At 68.6% G+C, this 16,268-nt stretch carries 16 protein-coding genes; 11 read left to right on the plus strand and 5 right to left on the minus strand.

The window, feature by feature from the left end:
* Positions 1–16 precede the first annotated feature (16 nt).
* The 9 genes from ACQEVO_RS06170 to ACQEVO_RS06210 are packed head-to-tail and all read left to right on the plus strand — an operon-like array spanning position 17 to position 9,428.
* Positions 17–961 (plus strand): fumarylacetoacetate hydrolase family protein, encoded by a 945-nt coding sequence (locus ACQEVO_RS06170; protein ID WP_432909720.1) that lies wholly within the window; start codon positions 17–19, stop codon positions 959–961.
* The gene (locus ACQEVO_RS06175) at positions 958–1,950 is read left to right on the plus strand and encodes a C-terminal binding protein (RefSeq protein ID WP_432909723.1); all 993 of its coding nucleotides are present in this window, start codon (positions 958–960) and stop codon (positions 1,948–1,950) included. The genes ACQEVO_RS06170 and ACQEVO_RS06175 overlap by 4 nt, the downstream gene beginning before the upstream one ends.
* On the plus strand, positions 1,947–2,930 hold the full coding sequence (locus ACQEVO_RS06180; RefSeq protein WP_432909726.1) for a phosphotransferase family protein: 984 nt from the start codon (positions 1,947–1,949) through the stop codon (positions 2,928–2,930). Before ACQEVO_RS06175 ends, ACQEVO_RS06180 begins: the two co-directional genes overlap by 4 nt.
* On the plus strand, positions 2,927–4,240 hold the full coding sequence (gene eno / locus ACQEVO_RS06185) for a phosphopyruvate hydratase (RefSeq protein ID WP_432909729.1): 1,314 nt from the start codon (positions 2,927–2,929) through the stop codon (positions 4,238–4,240). Before ACQEVO_RS06180 ends, eno begins: the two co-directional genes overlap by 4 nt.
* Entirely contained in the window at positions 4,237–5,220 is a 984-nt protein-coding gene (locus ACQEVO_RS06190; protein ID WP_432909732.1) for a fumarylacetoacetate hydrolase family protein, read from the plus strand. The genes eno and ACQEVO_RS06190 overlap by 4 nt, the downstream gene beginning before the upstream one ends.
* Positions 5,217–6,230 (plus strand): cyclase family protein, encoded by a 1,014-nt coding sequence (locus tag ACQEVO_RS06195; RefSeq protein WP_432909734.1) that lies wholly within the window; start codon positions 5,217–5,219, stop codon positions 6,228–6,230. Before ACQEVO_RS06190 ends, ACQEVO_RS06195 begins: the two co-directional genes overlap by 4 nt.
* A 31-nt stretch (positions 6,231–6,261) precedes the next feature.
* Complete coding sequence (locus ACQEVO_RS06200; protein WP_432909736.1) at positions 6,262–7,383, plus strand: FAD-dependent monooxygenase; 1,122 nt, start codon at positions 6,262–6,264, stop codon at positions 7,381–7,383.
* Positions 7,380–8,429, plus strand: coding sequence for an amidohydrolase family protein (locus ACQEVO_RS06205; protein WP_432909739.1), 1,050 nt, complete (start codon positions 7,380–7,382; stop codon positions 8,427–8,429). The genes ACQEVO_RS06200 and ACQEVO_RS06205 overlap by 4 nt, the downstream gene beginning before the upstream one ends.
* A gap of 45 nt (positions 8,430–8,474) precedes the next feature.
* Positions 8,475–9,428, plus strand: coding sequence for a LysR family transcriptional regulator (locus tag ACQEVO_RS06210; protein WP_432909741.1), 954 nt, complete (start codon positions 8,475–8,477; stop codon positions 9,426–9,428).
* A gap of 62 nt (positions 9,429–9,490) precedes the next feature.
* On the opposite strand, the gene ACQEVO_RS06215 is transcribed toward ACQEVO_RS06210, so the two are convergent.
* The gene (locus ACQEVO_RS06215; RefSeq protein ID WP_432909743.1) at positions 9,491–10,144 is read right to left on the minus strand and encodes a TetR/AcrR family transcriptional regulator; all 654 of its coding nucleotides are present in this window, start codon (positions 10,142–10,144) and stop codon (positions 9,491–9,493) included.
* 274 nt (positions 10,145–10,418) lie between these two features.
* On the opposite strand from ACQEVO_RS06215, the gene ACQEVO_RS06220 reads away from it, so the two are divergent.
* Together ACQEVO_RS06220 and ACQEVO_RS06225 are read left to right on the plus strand one after the other, a co-directional pair.
* On the plus strand, positions 10,419–11,654 hold the full coding sequence (locus tag ACQEVO_RS06220) for an FAD-dependent oxidoreductase (protein WP_432909745.1): 1,236 nt from the start codon (positions 10,419–10,421) through the stop codon (positions 11,652–11,654).
* A gap of 408 nt (positions 11,655–12,062) precedes the next feature.
* On the plus strand, positions 12,063–12,998 hold the full coding sequence (locus ACQEVO_RS06225; RefSeq protein ID WP_432909747.1) for a D-alanyl-D-alanine carboxypeptidase family protein: 936 nt from the start codon (positions 12,063–12,065) through the stop codon (positions 12,996–12,998).
* Between the two features lie 134 nt (positions 12,999–13,132).
* On the opposite strand, the gene ACQEVO_RS06230 is transcribed toward ACQEVO_RS06225, so the two are convergent.
* From ACQEVO_RS06230 to ACQEVO_RS06245, 4 genes are all read right to left on the minus strand, one after another.
* Positions 13,133–13,600, minus strand: a complete 468-nt coding sequence (locus tag ACQEVO_RS06230) for a hypothetical protein (protein WP_432909749.1) — start codon at positions 13,598–13,600, stop codon at positions 13,133–13,135.
* A gap of 164 nt (positions 13,601–13,764) precedes the next feature.
* On the minus strand, positions 13,765–13,920 hold the full coding sequence (locus ACQEVO_RS06235; protein WP_432909752.1) for a hypothetical protein: 156 nt from the start codon (positions 13,918–13,920) through the stop codon (positions 13,765–13,767).
* Positions 13,917–15,350 carry an amidase gene (locus tag ACQEVO_RS06240; protein WP_432909754.1) on the minus strand — a complete coding sequence of 478 codons (1,434 nt, stop codon included), beginning with the start codon at positions 15,348–15,350 and terminating at the stop codon, positions 13,917–13,919. Before ACQEVO_RS06240 ends, ACQEVO_RS06235 begins: the two co-directional genes overlap by 4 nt.
* A 72-nt stretch (positions 15,351–15,422) precedes the next feature.
* Entirely contained in the window at positions 15,423–16,262 is an 840-nt protein-coding gene (locus ACQEVO_RS06245; RefSeq protein WP_432909756.1) for a GntR family transcriptional regulator, read from the minus strand.
* Positions 16,263–16,268: the final 6 nt, after the last annotated feature.

Genomic DNA, 16,268 nt, shown 5'->3' on the forward strand with positions numbered 1-16,268 from the left:
TGAAGGAGTGAACGAAGTGAAGATCGCACGCAGGCAGACCGACGATGGGCCCATCCTGGCGGTGCTCGCGGAGGGTGACCTGCTCGTCGACCTCGATCCGGAGACCGAGTTGGCGGCTCTGCTCGCTGACCGAGGCCGAATCCACGACGTCGCCGACCGGGCTCTGGCGCGGCGCAAGACGGTAACCGATCTGGTCGACGCGGCGCTGCTGGCGCCGCTGGACCCCCCGACGTTCCGGGATTTCTCGACGTTTCCGGACCATACGGAGGGAGTGGTGAAACTCCTCGACCCGAACGCCACCGTGCCCGCGGAGTTCTGGGAGATTCCGACATTCTATTTCTCGAACCCCTATGCCATCACCGGTCCCTATGCGGACGTGCCGCTCGCGCCGGGTTGCCTCGATTTCGATTTCGAACTCGAGGTCGGCGCGGTGGTCGGCGCGGCCGGCCGTGACCTGAGCGTCGAGGAGGCAGCCGAGCACATCGCCGGATATGTCGTGATCAACGACTTCTCCGCCCGCGACGTCCAATTCCACGAAATGCGGCTGCGTTTGGGGCCGGCGAAGGGTAAGGACACCGCGACGACCCTCGGTCAGTTCTTCGTCACCGCCGACGAACTCGCCTCCCGGACCTCCGGCCCGTCCTTCGACCTGCGGATGGAGGTCGCGGTCAACGGGGAGACGGTCGGGCAGGACACGCTCGATCATATGGCGTGGAGTTTCCCGGCGCTGGCGGCGTACGCCTCGCGGGGCACCGAGATCCGGCCGGGTGATCTGCTGGGTTCGGGTACCTGTCGCAGCGGATGCCTGGCGGAGTTGTGGGGCAGGCACGGCCGTGACGTACGGCCCGCTCTGCGGCCGGGTGACGTGGTCACCACAACCGTCGATGTCCTCGGCGAGACCCGCAACCGAATCGTCGAGGCCGCGCCGATGCGGCCGATCCGTGCGTGGAGGTCGGCATGACCTACCGGGTGCTGATCACCGATCATCCCGCGGCGACCGTCGAGGTCGAGCGTGCCGTATTCGACGCTGCCGGAGTTGAGATGGTGGTGGCGGAGTCCACCGAGCCGGCATCGCTGGCAGCCCTGGCTGCGGATGTCGACGCTATTGCTACCTGCTTCGCGAAGGTCCCCGCCGAGGTACTCGACAACGCTCCGCGCTGCCGGACCGTGGCGCGGTTCGGCGTAGGCGTGGACAACATCGACGTGGCGCGGGCCGGTGAACTGGGCATCGTGGTGACGAATGTGCCGGTGTACTGCGTAGACGAGGTCGCTGATCACACGCTGATGCTGCTGCTGGCACTGGCGCGGCGGCTGGTGCCGTTCGCCGCCGACACCGCGGCGGGCGGCTGGAATCGCAGTCTCGGCACCGTGCCGGTCCGATTGCGCGGGAAGTCCTTCGGCATCGTCGGTGCGGGTGCGATCGGGTCGGCTCTCATTCCGCGGGTGGCGGCGCTGGGGATGGATGTGCTGGCACTGCGCCGCCACGGTGGCGAGATCGAGGGTGCCACCGTGGTGAGTTCTCTCGACGAACTGCTCACGGCGTCCGATGTCGTTTCGCTGCACCTGCCGTTGAACTCGTCCACGCACCACTTGATCGGCGCGCGTGAGCTCGGGCTCATGAAACCCACAGCGTTGCTGCTCAACACCTCGCGCGGTGGGCTGGTGGATACCGCCGCGTTGACCGCGGCGCTCTCGGCAAGGCGATTGGGTGGTGCGGGTCTCGATGTCACCGAACCCGAACCGCTGCCGGCGGATCACCCGTTGCGGACGATGGCCCACGTGGTGCTCACTCCGCACTACGCGTTCAGTTCCGACGGGTCGATGGCGGATCTGTCGCGTACCGCGGCCCAACACGTCCTCGACGTGCTCACCGGTCGCCGACCGGATTCGATCGTCAATCCAGAAGTACTCGTGTCCCCGGCGCTGCGCACACCGGAGCTGGCGCGATGAGTACCGAGTACGCCGACCTGACCGATACGGTCACCGCGCATCTGCGCGTCCGGGGTCTCGCCGCGCCCGAGGCCGGCCTGACCGTGCGCACACTCACCGGCGGAGTCTCCAACGATGTCGTCGCGGTCACCGGTGACGGTGTCGATGCCGTGGTCAAACGAGCCCTGAGCCGGTTGCGGGTCCGGCAGGAGTGGGAAGCCGATGTGGGCAGGCTGACCACCGAGGGCCGCGCGCTGCGCCTGGCCGCGACGATCGCGCCGGACTCGGTTCCCCCCGTGCTGGATCTGTCCGACGGATTCCTCGTCATCGGCCGGGCCCCCGACCACTGGCATACCTGGAAGGCCGACCTGATGGCCGGTGTGATCGATGTGCACGTCGCCGCCCGGCTCGGCGAGTTCCTGGCGAAACTGCAACGGGGCACTGCCGGCCGGGTCGACCGGCTGCGGGACGAGTTCGGTTCGCGGACCGCGTTCGAGCAGTTACGGGTCGATCCGTTTCACCGGCAGATCCGCGGCAGGTATCCCGAGCTCGCACCGCAGATCGATCGGACGATGGCGGTCATGGCGGAGACCACCGAATGCCTGGTGCACGGTGACTACTCACCGAAGAACGTGCTCGTCGGTGATTCCGCCGCCGAGCTGTGGGTCATCGACTGGGAAGTCGCCCATCTGGGCGACCCGACCTTCGATCCAGCCTGGATTGCCGGGCATCTACTGCTCAAAAGTATCCGCCGGCCCGACTACGGCGACCGTTACCGCGCCGCGGCGGCGACCTTTCTCGACGCCTGGAATTGCGCCGATCCCGAGTCGGTGGCCCAGCTGATCCGCCAAACCGGCTGCCTCGTGCTGGCTCGCGTGGACGGCCGTAGCCCGGTCGACTACCTCGACGAACCCGGAAAGGTGGCCGCCCGCTCGCTCGGCCGCCGGTTGCTCGGCGATCCCCCTCATTCTCTACCGGACGCTTGGAGGCTTCTCGTATGACCGACACCGCAATCCGCGATATCACCGCCTGGGAAGGACTCGACTCACGCGGCAAACCCACCGTCGGGTGTGAGGTGCTGCTCGCCGGCGGTGCGCACGGGCAGGCCTATGTTCCCTCCGGGGCCTCGACCGGCCGCCACGAAGCGCGCGAGTTGCGCGACGGCGGCGCCCGTTACTACGGGCAGGGGGTGCAGCGCGCCGTTGCGAACGCCACCACGATCCTCGCCGAGGCCGTGCGGGGCCTCGATGCTCTCGACCGCGGCGCGGTCGATACCGCGCTGCGGGCTGCCGACGGGACACCGGACCTGGGGGAGGTAGGCGCCAATGCGGTGCTGGCGGTATCGGTCGCGACCGCACTGGCCGCCGCCGATGCCCAGCGCATCCCGCTCCACCGGCTGGTCGCGGCAGCGGGGGACGAGCCGCTGCTGCCGCTGCCGATGGTCAACATCATCTCCGGTGGCGCCCATGCCGGCCGCTCGATCGATGTGCAGGACTTTCTTGCCGTCCCGGTCGGGGCGCAGTCGTTTGCCGAGGCAATCGAGTACACCGCCCGGGTACGCCGGGGCACCGCGGAGGTGCTGGCCGAACGCGGTCATTCGGTCGCGCTGATCGCCGACGAAGGCGGGCTCGGACCAGTACTGCCGACCAACCGGGCCGCGCTGGACATGGTGGTCGCCGGTATCGAGCGTGCCGGACTGCGACCCGGCGCGGATATCGGGATCGCGGTCGATATCGCCGCCACCCAGTTCCTCACCCAGGACGGACACTACGTCCTGGCCGCCGAAGGGGGCCGCCGGCTGAGTGCGGCCGAATTGGTCGACGAGCTCGCCGACTGGTGCGCGAACTACCCGATCATCTCCCTGGAAGACGCACTCGGCGAAGACGACTGGGAAGGCTGGGCGCGGGCGACCGAGCGACTCGGCCACCGGCAACTGCTCGGTGACGACTTCTTCGTCACCGACGCCGAACGGCTGCGTCGCGGGATCCGGGACAAGGTCGCCAACGCGGTGCTCGTCAAACCCAATCAGACCGGCACCCTCTCCGACGCGCACACGGTGGTCCGGCTGGCCCAGGACAACGGCTACCGCACCGTGCTTTCCGCAAGGTCGGGGGAAACCGAGGACGCGTGGCTGGCCGATCTGGCACTGGGCTGGCGGACCGGTCAGATCAAGGTCGGCTCCACCATGCGCTCCGAACGCACCGCGAAATGGAATCGGCTGTTGCAGATCGAGGCCCAGCTCGGCGACCGGATCGAATACGCAGGTGCCGCCGCCATCACCGCCGTGGCCCACGATCGGTTCACCGCATGAACAGGGTGGTCGAGAGCTACGGGCTGGGGACCTTCGCCGACGGCACGCGGACCTTCGCCGGGCTGGTCGCGGGGGACCGGGTGGTCGAGATAGCGCCGGAGCAACTCGGGCCCGGGATAGTCACCACCGCAGATATTTTCGATGCCTGGGATACCGTGCGCACCGCACTACCCGATATCGCCGCGCGCGCGGCGACCGAGGGTGAACCGCTGGCACAGCTGCGCATTCTGCCGCCGGTACAACCGCGGCACATCTTCCAGGCGGGAGCGAATTACCGCAGCCATGTCGCCGAGATCATCGTATCCGGCAAAGCCGCCGACGACACCCGCACCGACGAAGAGCTCGAAGCCGCGGCCGCGGCGATGATGGACGAGCGGGCCCGGACGGGCAGCCCGTTCTTCTTCACCGGCCTGGCCTCGGCGATGTGCGGCGCCGACGACGATGTCCTGCTCGTTCCCGAATCCGACCGGACCGACTGGGAGGCCGAACTCACCGTCGTCATCGGGGCGGTCGCCGACAACGTCGCGCGCGAGAACGCCCTCGACTTCGTGGCCGGCTACACCGTCGCCAACGATGTCAGTGCCCGCGATCTGCAATTCCCCGCCGAACACCGGCCACTCGGCGGGGACTGGCTGCGCGCGAAGAACCGGCCCACATTCCTGCCCGTCGGCCCGTTCGTGATTCCGGCCGAGAACCTCGGCGACTACCGGGACCTCGAGATCGAGTTCCGGCTCAACGGCGAACGGATGCAATACGACCGCGCCGCCAACATGCTCTTCGATGTCCCCACCCTCATCGCCCAGGCCTCCGCCATCACTCCGTTGCTGCCCGGCGACCTCATCCTCACCGGCAGTCCGGCGGGCAACGGCGGCAAGTGGCAGCGCTGGCTGGCGCCCGGTGACGTGATGGAGGCGTCCATCAGCGGAATCGGGACCCTCCGCAATATCTGCCGAGCACCGGGAAAGAAGGCCACACCATGACCTCGGACAACACCGCACACACCTCGCCGGTCGTCGACCCGGAGAATCCGGCCGCCAGCATCGAGGCCATGGCCCACCGATGCAGCAACTGGGGCCGCTGGGGCGAGGACGACGTCCACGGGACGCTCAACTTCCTCGACGACGGCGCCCGGGTCCGCGCGGCCCGGCTCGTCACCACCGGCCAGACCTTCTCGCTGGCACAAGCATTCGACGCCGGAGGCCCGCAGAAAGGATGGCGGCGACGGACCAACCCGGTCCACACCATGACCGACACCGGTCTGGACGCCGAATTCGGTGACCAGGGCTTCCCCTTCGGAATGGGCGGGGCCGACGATGTGATCGCCATGCCGCTGCAGTGCTCGACCCAGTGGGACGGGCTCGGCCATATCTTCGACCACGGCCGCGCCTGGAACGGCCGCCGCGCCGGGAGCGTCGTCACCTCCGAAGGTGACCAGATCACGGGCATCGAAACCGCCGCCGACCGCATCGCGGGCCGCGCCGTACTCCTCGACGCCGGCCGCGCCCTCGCCGGTGAACTCGGACTCGAACATCCCGAACTGCCCGACGGGTTCGCGATCACACCCGAAGCGCTCGATCGCATCATCGACCAGCAGGGCGTCACGTCTCAAGTCGGCCGCGGTGACATCCTGCTCGTCCGCACCGGCCAGTACAGCCGCACCCGGCGCGAAGGCTGGGGCGACTACGCCGGCGGCGCCGCGCCCGGACTGTCGTTCCGCTCCGCGCCGTGGCTGCACGATCGGGAGATCGCGGCGATCGCCACCGACACCTGGGGATTCGAGGTGCGGCCCACCGAATTGACCGGCGCTTTCCAGCCACTGCACCAGATCGTCATCCCCCATATGGGTCTCTACATCGGCGAAATGTGGAATCTCGACCACCTCGCCGAATACTGCTCGCGCACCGGCCGATACGAGGCATTCCTCGTCGCCGCGCCGCTTCCGGTCACCGGCGCTGTCGGGTCGCCGGTCAATCCCATCGCCGTCGTGTGACAACGAAGACACGCCAGAAAGGCACCCGCCCATGCCCTCAACGAAGAAGGTAGGAATCGTCGGCGCCGGTATCGCCGGACTGTCGGCCGGTATCCTGCTGGCCGATCGCGGTATCGATGTCGAGATCCTCGAACGTGCCGACGGTCCCCGGACAGTAGGTTCCGGAATCACGCTGCAAGGCAACGCGCTACGCATCCTGCGCCAACTCGGCGTCTGGGACCGGATCGAGTCGCAGGGGTACTCCTTCGACACCGTCGGCCTGCGCGCCCCCGACTCCGATGCCACCGTCCTGGTCGTCATGAACGACGTGCGGACCGGCGGGGACGATCTGCCGGCGACCGTGGGTATGCACCGCCCGGAACTCGCCGCGATCCTGCGCGACCGGCTGGACGCGGCCGGCGGTCGGATCGAATACGGCGCCGATATCGTCGGAATCGAGTCGTCCGAGAACACCGCGACCGCGGTTACGGCGTCCGGAGAGCGCAGGTCCTACGATCTGCTGATCGCCGCCGATGGCATCAACTCGTCCATCCGGGGTCTGCTCGGCATCGATCTCACCCCCCGCCCCACCGGTGTCGGTGCCTGGCGCGTGGTTGTCCCGCGTCCCGCCGATGTCGTGCGCACCGATCTGATCTACGGCGGCCCGCATCACCTCGCCGGATATTGCCCTACCGGCGACGATTCGATCTACGCCTACATCGTCGAGGACGCCCAGGTCCGCGACAGCGCGCAAGGACCGCAGATCGTCAAGGAACTCGCGGCCGGCTACGGCGGACCGTGGAAACAGATCGCCGACTCGATCGATGAGAACACCCCGGCCAACTACACCTGGTTCACCACCCATCTCGTCGACGGCCCCTGGCATCGCGGCCGGGTGGTCCTGATCGGCGACGCCATCCACAACTGCCCACCGACCATCGCCCAAGGGGCGGCCATGGCCCTGGAAGACGCCGCGGTTCTCGTCGAAGAACTGTTCGCCGGCGACACAGCGCTCGATACGGTGTTCACCCGCTTCCGGGAACGCCGGTTCGAACGAGCCAGGACCGTGGTCGAATCCTCCACCCAGCTCGTGCGGTGGATGGTCGACGGCCACCACGGCGACGTGGCCGAAGTCATCCAGCGTGTCGCCCACATGGTGAAGGAACCGGCATGACGGGCCCGATCGTCGACGTGCACGCGCACGTTCTGCTACCGGCCGTCGAAGCCTACGTCGCCGAACTCGACCCGGCGGGCTTCTTTGCCGCCAAAGAGCTCGACGCCCGTCGCAACGGACCCGAGTCCCTCGCCGCGTCGGGCCGCATGATCGGTGAGCGGTGGCAGCTCCTGACCGACCTGCCCACCCGGCTGGCCGCGATGGACGCCGCCGAGGTCGATGTCCAACTGGTGTCGCCGTCGCCGTCCCACTATTACCCGTTCCTCGGGCCGGACCGGGCGCTGGACGTTGCCCAACGCGTGAACGCGGCCATCGGCGAGCTGGTCGGCCGAGCCCCCGGCCGGCTCCTCGGCCTCGGTGTCGCTCCGCTACAGCATCCGGAACAGCTGGTTCCCGCCCTCGACGACGCCCTCGGCCGCGGACTGCGAGGCGTGGAGATCGGGTCCTTCGGTGCCTCCGCTACCGGCGGACAGGCAGGCACCGTGGAACTGTCCGATCCGGCGCTGAACCCGTTCTGGGCGGCCGCCGAGACGGCGGGTGCCATCGTGTTCCTGCATCCGTTCGGGTGCTCACTCGACGAACGGCTCGACCGGTTCTATCTGGCCAACACCGTGTCGCAACCCGCCGAGAACGCGGTAGCGCTGTCCCACTTGATCTTCGGCGGTGTCCTGGATCGCTATCCAGGTCTGCGCGTGGTCGCCGCGCACGGCGGTGGATACCTTCCGACGGCAATCGGGCGCTCCGACCATGCCTGGCGAGTACGTCCCGAAGCCCGCCGTTGCCGGCAGCTGCCGTCGACCTACCTGCGGCGGCTGTGGTTCGACTCGCTCACCCACGACAGCGGACAGCTCGCGGAGCTCGTACGGGTGGCCGGGCCCACCCGTGTACTGCTCGGTTCGGACTTTCCCTTCGATATGGGAACCGACAACCCCGTCGGCGCGGTTCGGGACGCGGGCCTGCCCGAAGAGGTCGTGCGGGCCGTACTGGCCGGCAATGCCGCGGCACTGCTACCGGACACCGGGGATCGGGAGGACCTGGTCACGTAGGGTTTCGAAGGGACAGGACACCGTGGCCAGGGCGGAGGAGTGCCGGTGAAGGAAGTCGACCTGAACCTGCTGCCGCATCTGCACGCACTGCTCGAACTGCGCAACGTCTCCCGGGCCGCCGAACGCGTGCACCTGAGCCAATCGGCGATGAGCGCGGCACTGGCCCGGCTGCGCCGGCATTTCGACGACGAACTCCTGGTGCGCGCCGGACGCGAGTACACCTTGACCGCGTTCGCCCGCAGTCTCGCGCCGGCCGTCGAGGAGGCCCTGGCGCGGGTCCAGGATGCGATGCAGATGCGATCGGAGTTCGATCCCGCGGAGACCGACCGCACCTTCGTCCTCGCCGCGTCCGACTACGCGACCTCGGTCGTGATCCGGCCGTTGCGCGGCCTGATCGCCCGGGCGGCGCCCCACGTGTCGGTGGAAATTGTCCCCACCGCGGGAATCGACGTCGGCCTCGAGGCATTCGGCCAGGTGGATGTCCTCGTGGGCCCGATGGGATTCGATTTCGGCGGCAGCTACCGGCAGTTGTTCCGCGACGAGTTCGTCGCCGTCGTGGACAGCGGCAACCCATTGCTCGAGCGCGCCGAACTGACCCTCGACGATCTCGCCGCCGTGCCACATGCCGCCGGCGAATTCGGCCCCGGCGTGACGACACCACCCATGCAGTTCCTCGCCGACGCCGGTGTCACCCCGGTCGTGGCGGCCCGGGTATCGGGCTGGCAGATCCTGCCGTTCCTCGTCGAAGGCACCGACCTCGTGGCACTGGTCCCGCGCCTGCTGGCGACCCGATTGGCAACCGGGCTGTCGGTGACCGTCGTGGAATTCGTGGCCGAGCTCGAGATTCCGGTCGTGGAGGCCATGTTCTGGCATCCCCTGCACACCACCGACCCCGCCAACACGTGGCTCCGTGAATCGATCCAGCAGGTCTGTCGCGAAATCCGCGACGAAGACACCGGACCGATTCATCCGGTCCGGATCGGGCCGCCGAAGCCCTGAGCCGCCGTCTACTACCGCCACGGCGCCCCTGTCATCGCCACGGGCCGAGCAGATTCGCCTGCTCACTTCGCCCGTAAATACTGGTCGACCATGGTTGTCGCGGACGTGATCTCCTCGTCGAATGTCGGCGCCGGGCTGATGAAATCAGCACCCTGCATCGTGCGCAGCACGGCCATCGCGTACACGGCACGAAAGGCTTGCCACGCAGGTGTCGAGTCACCGGTCAGCAGTCCGGTGCGCTCCAGCGCGGCGACGAACATATCCCCGAGCAGGGCGGTATGCCGTTTGCCCCGTTCGAAAACCACGCGATGCTCCGGCGCGATCGCGATGACCGGCCGGAGGAACTCGGCGTTTCGCTCGAACAGGAGCAGCACGGCGGTGACCGCCCGGCCGATCACTGCCACCGGCGGCAATCCCGGCTCGTGCGCCGCACGGAACAAGTGGTCCCGATCGATCGCCATCTGCGCCATCTTGTGTTCGTAGACGGCCAGGAACAAGGCCTCCTTGCTCGATGCGCGTTCATAGATGGCCCGCGGATTGATACCCGACGCGTCGCTGAGCGCCGCGATGGTGAAACCTCCGTAGCCCGCGGACTCCAGCAGCGTGATTCCCGCATCCAGCACGCGCTGCCATGCTTCGCGGCTGCGCTTCTGCCGCGGCTGCCTGATCGCGAGTGCCTCGGGAAGTTCCGGAGTTGCCACGTCGCGTTCTGACATTTCGGGGGATTTGCGGGAGGCCATTGACAAATGGTGACACGGCGCACATGATTGTCCGTAACCGAAGTAATCACTTCGGTTTGGTACGAATGGCTCTCGAAACGCCGGCCCGGCCGGTGCGACCACCGCCCGGATTTCCGATGGCGGAGGGCGACGCGGACCCGTACCGCAATCAACGGACTCCTCGGCACTCACCGAAACTGCCCACATTCGACGAAGGGCGGGTGCTGCAACAGCTTCGGAACCAGCCGGGAGTGATGGAAGAGAGGCAGAGATGGCCCGGCAATCAACGAAGAACGGCAGGGTCGCGGTGATCGGTGGTGGCCCGGCGGGCATGGCCACCGCACTGTCGGTGCGTCAGGCAGGACACGAGGTCACCGTGTTCGAGCGCTACCCGCATGCGCGGGTCGCGGGAAATATCCTCAACCTGTGGCCCGGGCCGATCAAAGCGCTCGGGCTGATGGGTGTCGACACCGACGGCCTCGGCGCCGGCTGCTTCACCGAGTTCCGCGGTCACCGCGGAAAGAGACGGGCCCGGATCCAGCTCCCCGACGATATCGTTCGCGACTATCAGGGCGGCTACATCGGGCTGCTGCGCCGTGAGCTCTACGAGCGCCTGCTCGCGACCATGCCGGAAGGCGTGATCCAATTCGAACGCGGCGTCACGAGTTTCGAACAGGACCGCAGTGGTGTCCGCCTGCACATGTCCGACGGCACCATCGAAGAAGCGGATGTACTCATCGGCGCGGACGGTATCGATTCCCTGGTCCGCCGCACCCTGTGGGGTGATTCCCCCAAGCGTGAGCACAATCTGCACGTCCTCGCCGGATTCGTCCTCGGCAAAAAGATCGACGGCGTCGAATACAACGAGAACATCCTCAACCACAGCCGCACCGTCCAGGGCACCTGGAGCGGGATGCTCCACCGCGGCCAGTACGGCTACCAGTGGTGGGTACTCGAAGCCCACGCCGCCGGCGCCGAGTTCACCGAGGATATCGGGACCAGAGCGAGGATGCTGGCCGCCGAATTCGGTGCACCACTGACGACGCTGATCGATGCGACCGACCTCGGTGATATGCAGCGCTGGCCGATCCGCGATCGCAAACCCATCGGCCAGTGGTCCGCCGGCCGGGTCACATTGGCCGGCGACGCCGCCCACCCGACCTCCCCGTACGCCGCCTACGGTGCCGGAATGGCCACCGAGGACGGCTACTTCATCGGCCGTACCCTGGCCGGTATCGACCTCACCGACCGCGACGCCGTGACAGCGGCCCTTGCCCGGTACGAAACGCCTCGTAAACCGCATACCGCGCGGCAGTCGAATCAGGCGTACTACATCGGGCAACTGTTCCACCACACCCCACGGCCACTGCGCGGGCTCCGCGATGCGATCCTCGACCACACTCCGCTCCTGCAGAAAGTGGTGGGTGAGTCCGGCCCCGGCGAGATCATCGAGCAGATCGCACTGATCGACGAAGCCGAACAACGCTTCACCGCCCTACGCTCCTGACCACGATGGATCGCCCGCGGCCACTGAATGCCACGCCGGTCGAGCCGGCGCACGGAACCACCGTGCCCTCAGCGGAGCATCGGGCAGGTACTGGTTCGACACGACGGTGAGTGCCTCGGATGGACGCGCCGAGTGCCGGCAAGATGCCGGCGTCGTCCGGCGCGGACGGCCGGTGCCGAACACCGCCCGAAGCAGGAGTGGGTGCAGCGATCCTGTTCGCCGCCATCGGTCTACTCTGCTTCGGCGTCGGGCTGCGCGCCGACTCCCGGGAATCGATTCCGGTTCGCGTCCGGCCGGATTGAACTCCGTGCCGGGGCAGGTTCCGGGACTGGTCCGGACCGGCTGGGCAGGGCTCGCGGCGGATCGTAAATCCCACTGTTATACCTGGTCAGCGGACACAATATGGCGATGCGACCCTTTGCCCGTGTGCTGCCGGCGGCTGTGGCCGGATTGCTCGTGGTTTTCGCTCCCGCCGCCGTGGCCGCCCCCGGTGCGGCTGTGCCGGCTCCTGTCGCGGGTCTCTCCTCGGGGCAGGCTCCGTTTCCGATGGCCCTCCAGCCCGACGGTGTGCTGGCGCCGGCCGCGGCGCTGGCGGAGGCCAACACCGGACTGATCATGTGGTCGCGGCAGCCGGATACGCGGCTGCCGATCGCCAGTATCACCAAAGTGATGACGGCCGTGGTGGTGCTCGAATCGGGTGATCTCGAGCGCCCGATCACCGTGCCGCAATCGGCCGTCGATTCCTCGGCCGCCTACGGCGGAAGTTCGGCCGGCCTGGTGCCCGGTGAGGTGCTGACGGCCCGCCAGTTGCTGTACGCGATGATGCTGCCGTCCGGGTGCGACGCCGCCTATGCACTGGCCGAGGCCTACGGGCCCGGGCGGGCGGCCTTCGTCGCGAAGATGAACGCCACCGCACAACGCCTGGGCATGCCGAACACCCATTTCAGCGATCCCAGCGGGCTGCCCGTCCCCGATGATTACGCCACGTACTCGACCCCCGCGGAATTGGTGCGGCTCGGCCGGCACGCGATGGGTCATCCGGTTTTCCGGGAGATCGTCGCGGCACCGGTCCACCATCAGGCCGCCGGTCCCGCGAACCGGGCGCACGTCTGGGAGAACACCAACGGACTACTGCAGGAGTATCCGGGCACCACGGGGATCAAGACCGGGTCCACGAACGCCGCCGGGACCTGTCTGCTGTTCGAGGCGTCCCGCGGCGGGCAGCGGCTGATCGGCGTGGTGCTGAACAGCTCACCCCACGATCTCGACGCCGCCACGGCCGATGCCAGGCGCATCATGGACTGGGGTTTCGTCCCGATCATCAGCGGTCTCCCGCTCGGCTGACCGGAGCGGGTACTGAGACGCACTCCGGACGGCCGCGACCGGGTACAGCTCGGTGCCGGCGAATCCGCTGTGGTGTCCGGCGGAAAGAAGGTCTCCGTCCCGGCGATCGGCCGGGACGGAGACGGCTTACGGTGTCAGCAGCCGGTGCCGACGAAATTACCGATGGTGCAGACGGATTCGTGGGTGAGCTTCCAGGTGCCGCCGACCTGTCGCCAGGTGAGGTCGAAGGTCCACGGCTCGTAGCCCTCGGTGGTGGTGACCAGGCCGGCGGCGGCCGTATCGCCGGTGACGGTGACCGGCCCGGGGATATCCCAGCGCCAGCTGGGCGGCGCGATCGCGATCAGCGCGGCGGCGGCATCGAAGGCCGGGAGCCCGGCCTCGCCGGTTTCGAGTTCGGCGGCGCGGGCGGAACGGGGCGCGTTGATATTGAACAGAACACCCATCTTGGCCTTCAGCTCACCGGCGGTGGGGGCGGCAGTGATCCGCGGTGCGCTGATCGGGGCGGCCTGGGCGACGGCGGCGGGGCCCGCGATGCCGAGGGTTCCGAGCGTGGCGGCGGCCGCGAAGCTCAGGGCGGCCAGCTTGTTTCGTGTGCTGATCATCAGTTCGGTACTTCCTGTCGTGTCCGCCGGTCCGGTGCGAGGCTCGGCGCACTATTAAGGTGAGCCTATCCAAACACATCACCGGCGTGGGTGGAAGTGCCTGCGTGCGGACCGGGCCGGGTGTGGGACCGGCCCGGGGTCCGCACGCGGTGCCGCGGGCCGGCTCAGCCGACCGTGAAGCCGCCGCTCGGGTCGGTGTAGCGGGCCTCGTCGAATCCGTGCAGTAGGGCGGCCATCTCGCCGACCAGGCGATACATCGCGTCGACCGCCGCGATCTCGGCAGGGTCGCCGGACCGGAGTTCGGGGGTGCCGGTAGTCATCGGATTTCTCCTCCGTGGACGGTGGGGTACTGCAGGTGGTGATCGGTCCGGCGCTGGAAAGCGTCTCCGGCGCGCAGGACGGCCGCCTCGCCGAAATGGCTGCCGGAGATGGACATCGACAGCGGGGTGCCCGCACCGGACAGTCCGATCGGCACCGCGAGCGTGGGGTTGCCGAGCGGGTTCCAATAAGGCGTGTGCAACGACGGCAGGACGCCGAGCGGATCGAGGGGATCCATGGTGTCGAGCGCGGGGGCACCCAGATGACCGGTCGGGGTGACGATCAGGTCCACCGCGGCGAGCAGTTCCGCCATCCGCTGCTGTGCGATACGCCGGACACGTTGCGCCTGTACGTAATCCGGACCGCTCACCCCGGCCCCGCCCGCGAGGATGATCCGGGTCGGCTGCCCGTAGTCGGTCCATCGGGTGCGCAGTGCCGTCCGGTGGTAGGCGTGCGCCTCGGCGAGCATGACGACGATATCGATAGCCGTCAGCTCCGGGTACATCGGCAGCTCCACCGGAACCACCCGCGCGCCCGCCGCCCGCAGGGTGTCCACGGCGGCGGCGAACAGCGCCGGCTGTGCGGGATCGATTCCGCCGCCGGCGTAGCGGTCCAGATCGTCGACTCCGATGGTGACGCCGTGCAGATCGCCCGTCAGGGCACCGAGGTAGTCGTCGATCGGCCTGCGGGAACTGTACGGGTCGGAGCTGTCGTATCCGGCGATCGCGGCGAGGACGGCGGCGCAGTCGGCGGCACTGCGAGCCATCGGCCCGACGTGGTCGAGGGTGTAGCCGAGCGGCACCACACCGGATTTCGGGACCCGGCCGAATGTCGGTTTGAGGCCGGTGATGCCGTTGAACGCCGCCGGAATACGGATACTGCCCGCGGTATCGGTGCCGATCGCGGCGCAGAACATCCCCGCGGCGACTCCGCTGCCGGATCCAGAACTGGACCCACCGGCCCATCTGCCGGTGTCCCACGCGTTGCGCGGTATCGGGAAGGGTTTGGCCGGATCGGGCGCGCCGATGGCGAATTCCATGGTGGTGGTCTTGCCGGTGACGATCGCGCCGGCCCGTTCCAGGCGGCGGACCACGACGCAATCGCCGGTCGCCGCGCCCCACGCCGGGTCCAGCACCAGGCTCTGCGCGGTGGTCGGGCCCATGGAGTGCGCCAGGATGTCCTTGACGCCCACCGGAATACCCTCGAGCGGGCCCAGCGGCTGCCCGGCCGCGATCTTCTCGTCCGTGCGGGCCGCCGCCGCCCGGGCGTGCTCGTCGAACCGGGTCAGGTACACCCCGATCTCGCCGTCCGCGGTGTCCGCGGCGGCGAGGGCCTGTTCGACGAGTGCGGTGGCGCTCGTTTCACCGGCGCGCAATGCCGCCGCGGCGTCGGTGAGTGTCGGTAGCGGGGGTGCCGGGACTGTGGTGGTCATGGTGATCCTCGTTCTCGGGTCGAACTGTGCTGTCGCGTACGGGAAACACGCGCAGGACAAGCGCGGTGGGCGTCACGGCCGGCGCGACAGCGCGCCGGTCGCATCGATTCGGGGTATGCCGCCGATCTCCAGCTGGAGTTCGGCGCGGCAGGTGCCGAGGGCGTAGTCGATCGCGCAACCCGACGGGTCGCGAATCGTCTGCTCGACCAGCAGGACGGGTTCGCCCGGCAGGATATGCAGCAGCGCCGCCGCGCAGTCGTCGGCACGCCCGGCCTGTACGCCCACATCACAACCGGTGAGATCGACCCCGCTCGAATACAGCAGGGTGTAGAAATCGTCCCGGAAGGTGGTCTGGTCGAGGCCGCTCGCCTCCGGGCCGCGTAGATAGTTGGTGAATACCGCGAGCGGACGGTCGTCGAGCAGCAGCACGTACTCGATACAGAGACAGTCCGCACCGGCCGCCACGGCGCCGAGCCGGCCCGCGATCACCGGCGGGGCGGGAATCCAGGCCCAGTGCAGCAGGCGCGGCGAGATCCGGCCGAGACCCAGATGCTCCTCCAGCGATCGGCCCGCCGGTGGTGGTGCCCCGGCGACCACGTACTCCTCGCGGATCGGGACGGTGCCGAGCCCGCGCCTGCGTTCGATCAGTCCGTCCCGGCGCAACAGGTCGAGCGCCGCGCGGACGACGTCGCGGGAGGCCCGGTGCCGGGTCATCAGCTCGGATTCGCCGGGTAGCCGCCCGGTGCCGAACGCGCCGGAGCGCAGTTCCGCCCGGAGCAGGTCACGGAGCCGGCGGGTCGCCAGCGTCGCCGCGGTGGGCAGCAGCCGCCGGACCTGTCCGTCGAACACCGCGCGCTCACGCGCCCGCTGCTGTGTGCCGAGCCGCTCGTCGTGTTCTGCGATGTGGTGCATGCCGGT

Source organism: Nocardia sp. CA-290969 (genome assembly GCF_050936135.1).
Taxonomy (GTDB): domain Bacteria; phylum Actinomycetota; class Actinomycetes; order Mycobacteriales; family Mycobacteriaceae; genus Nocardia.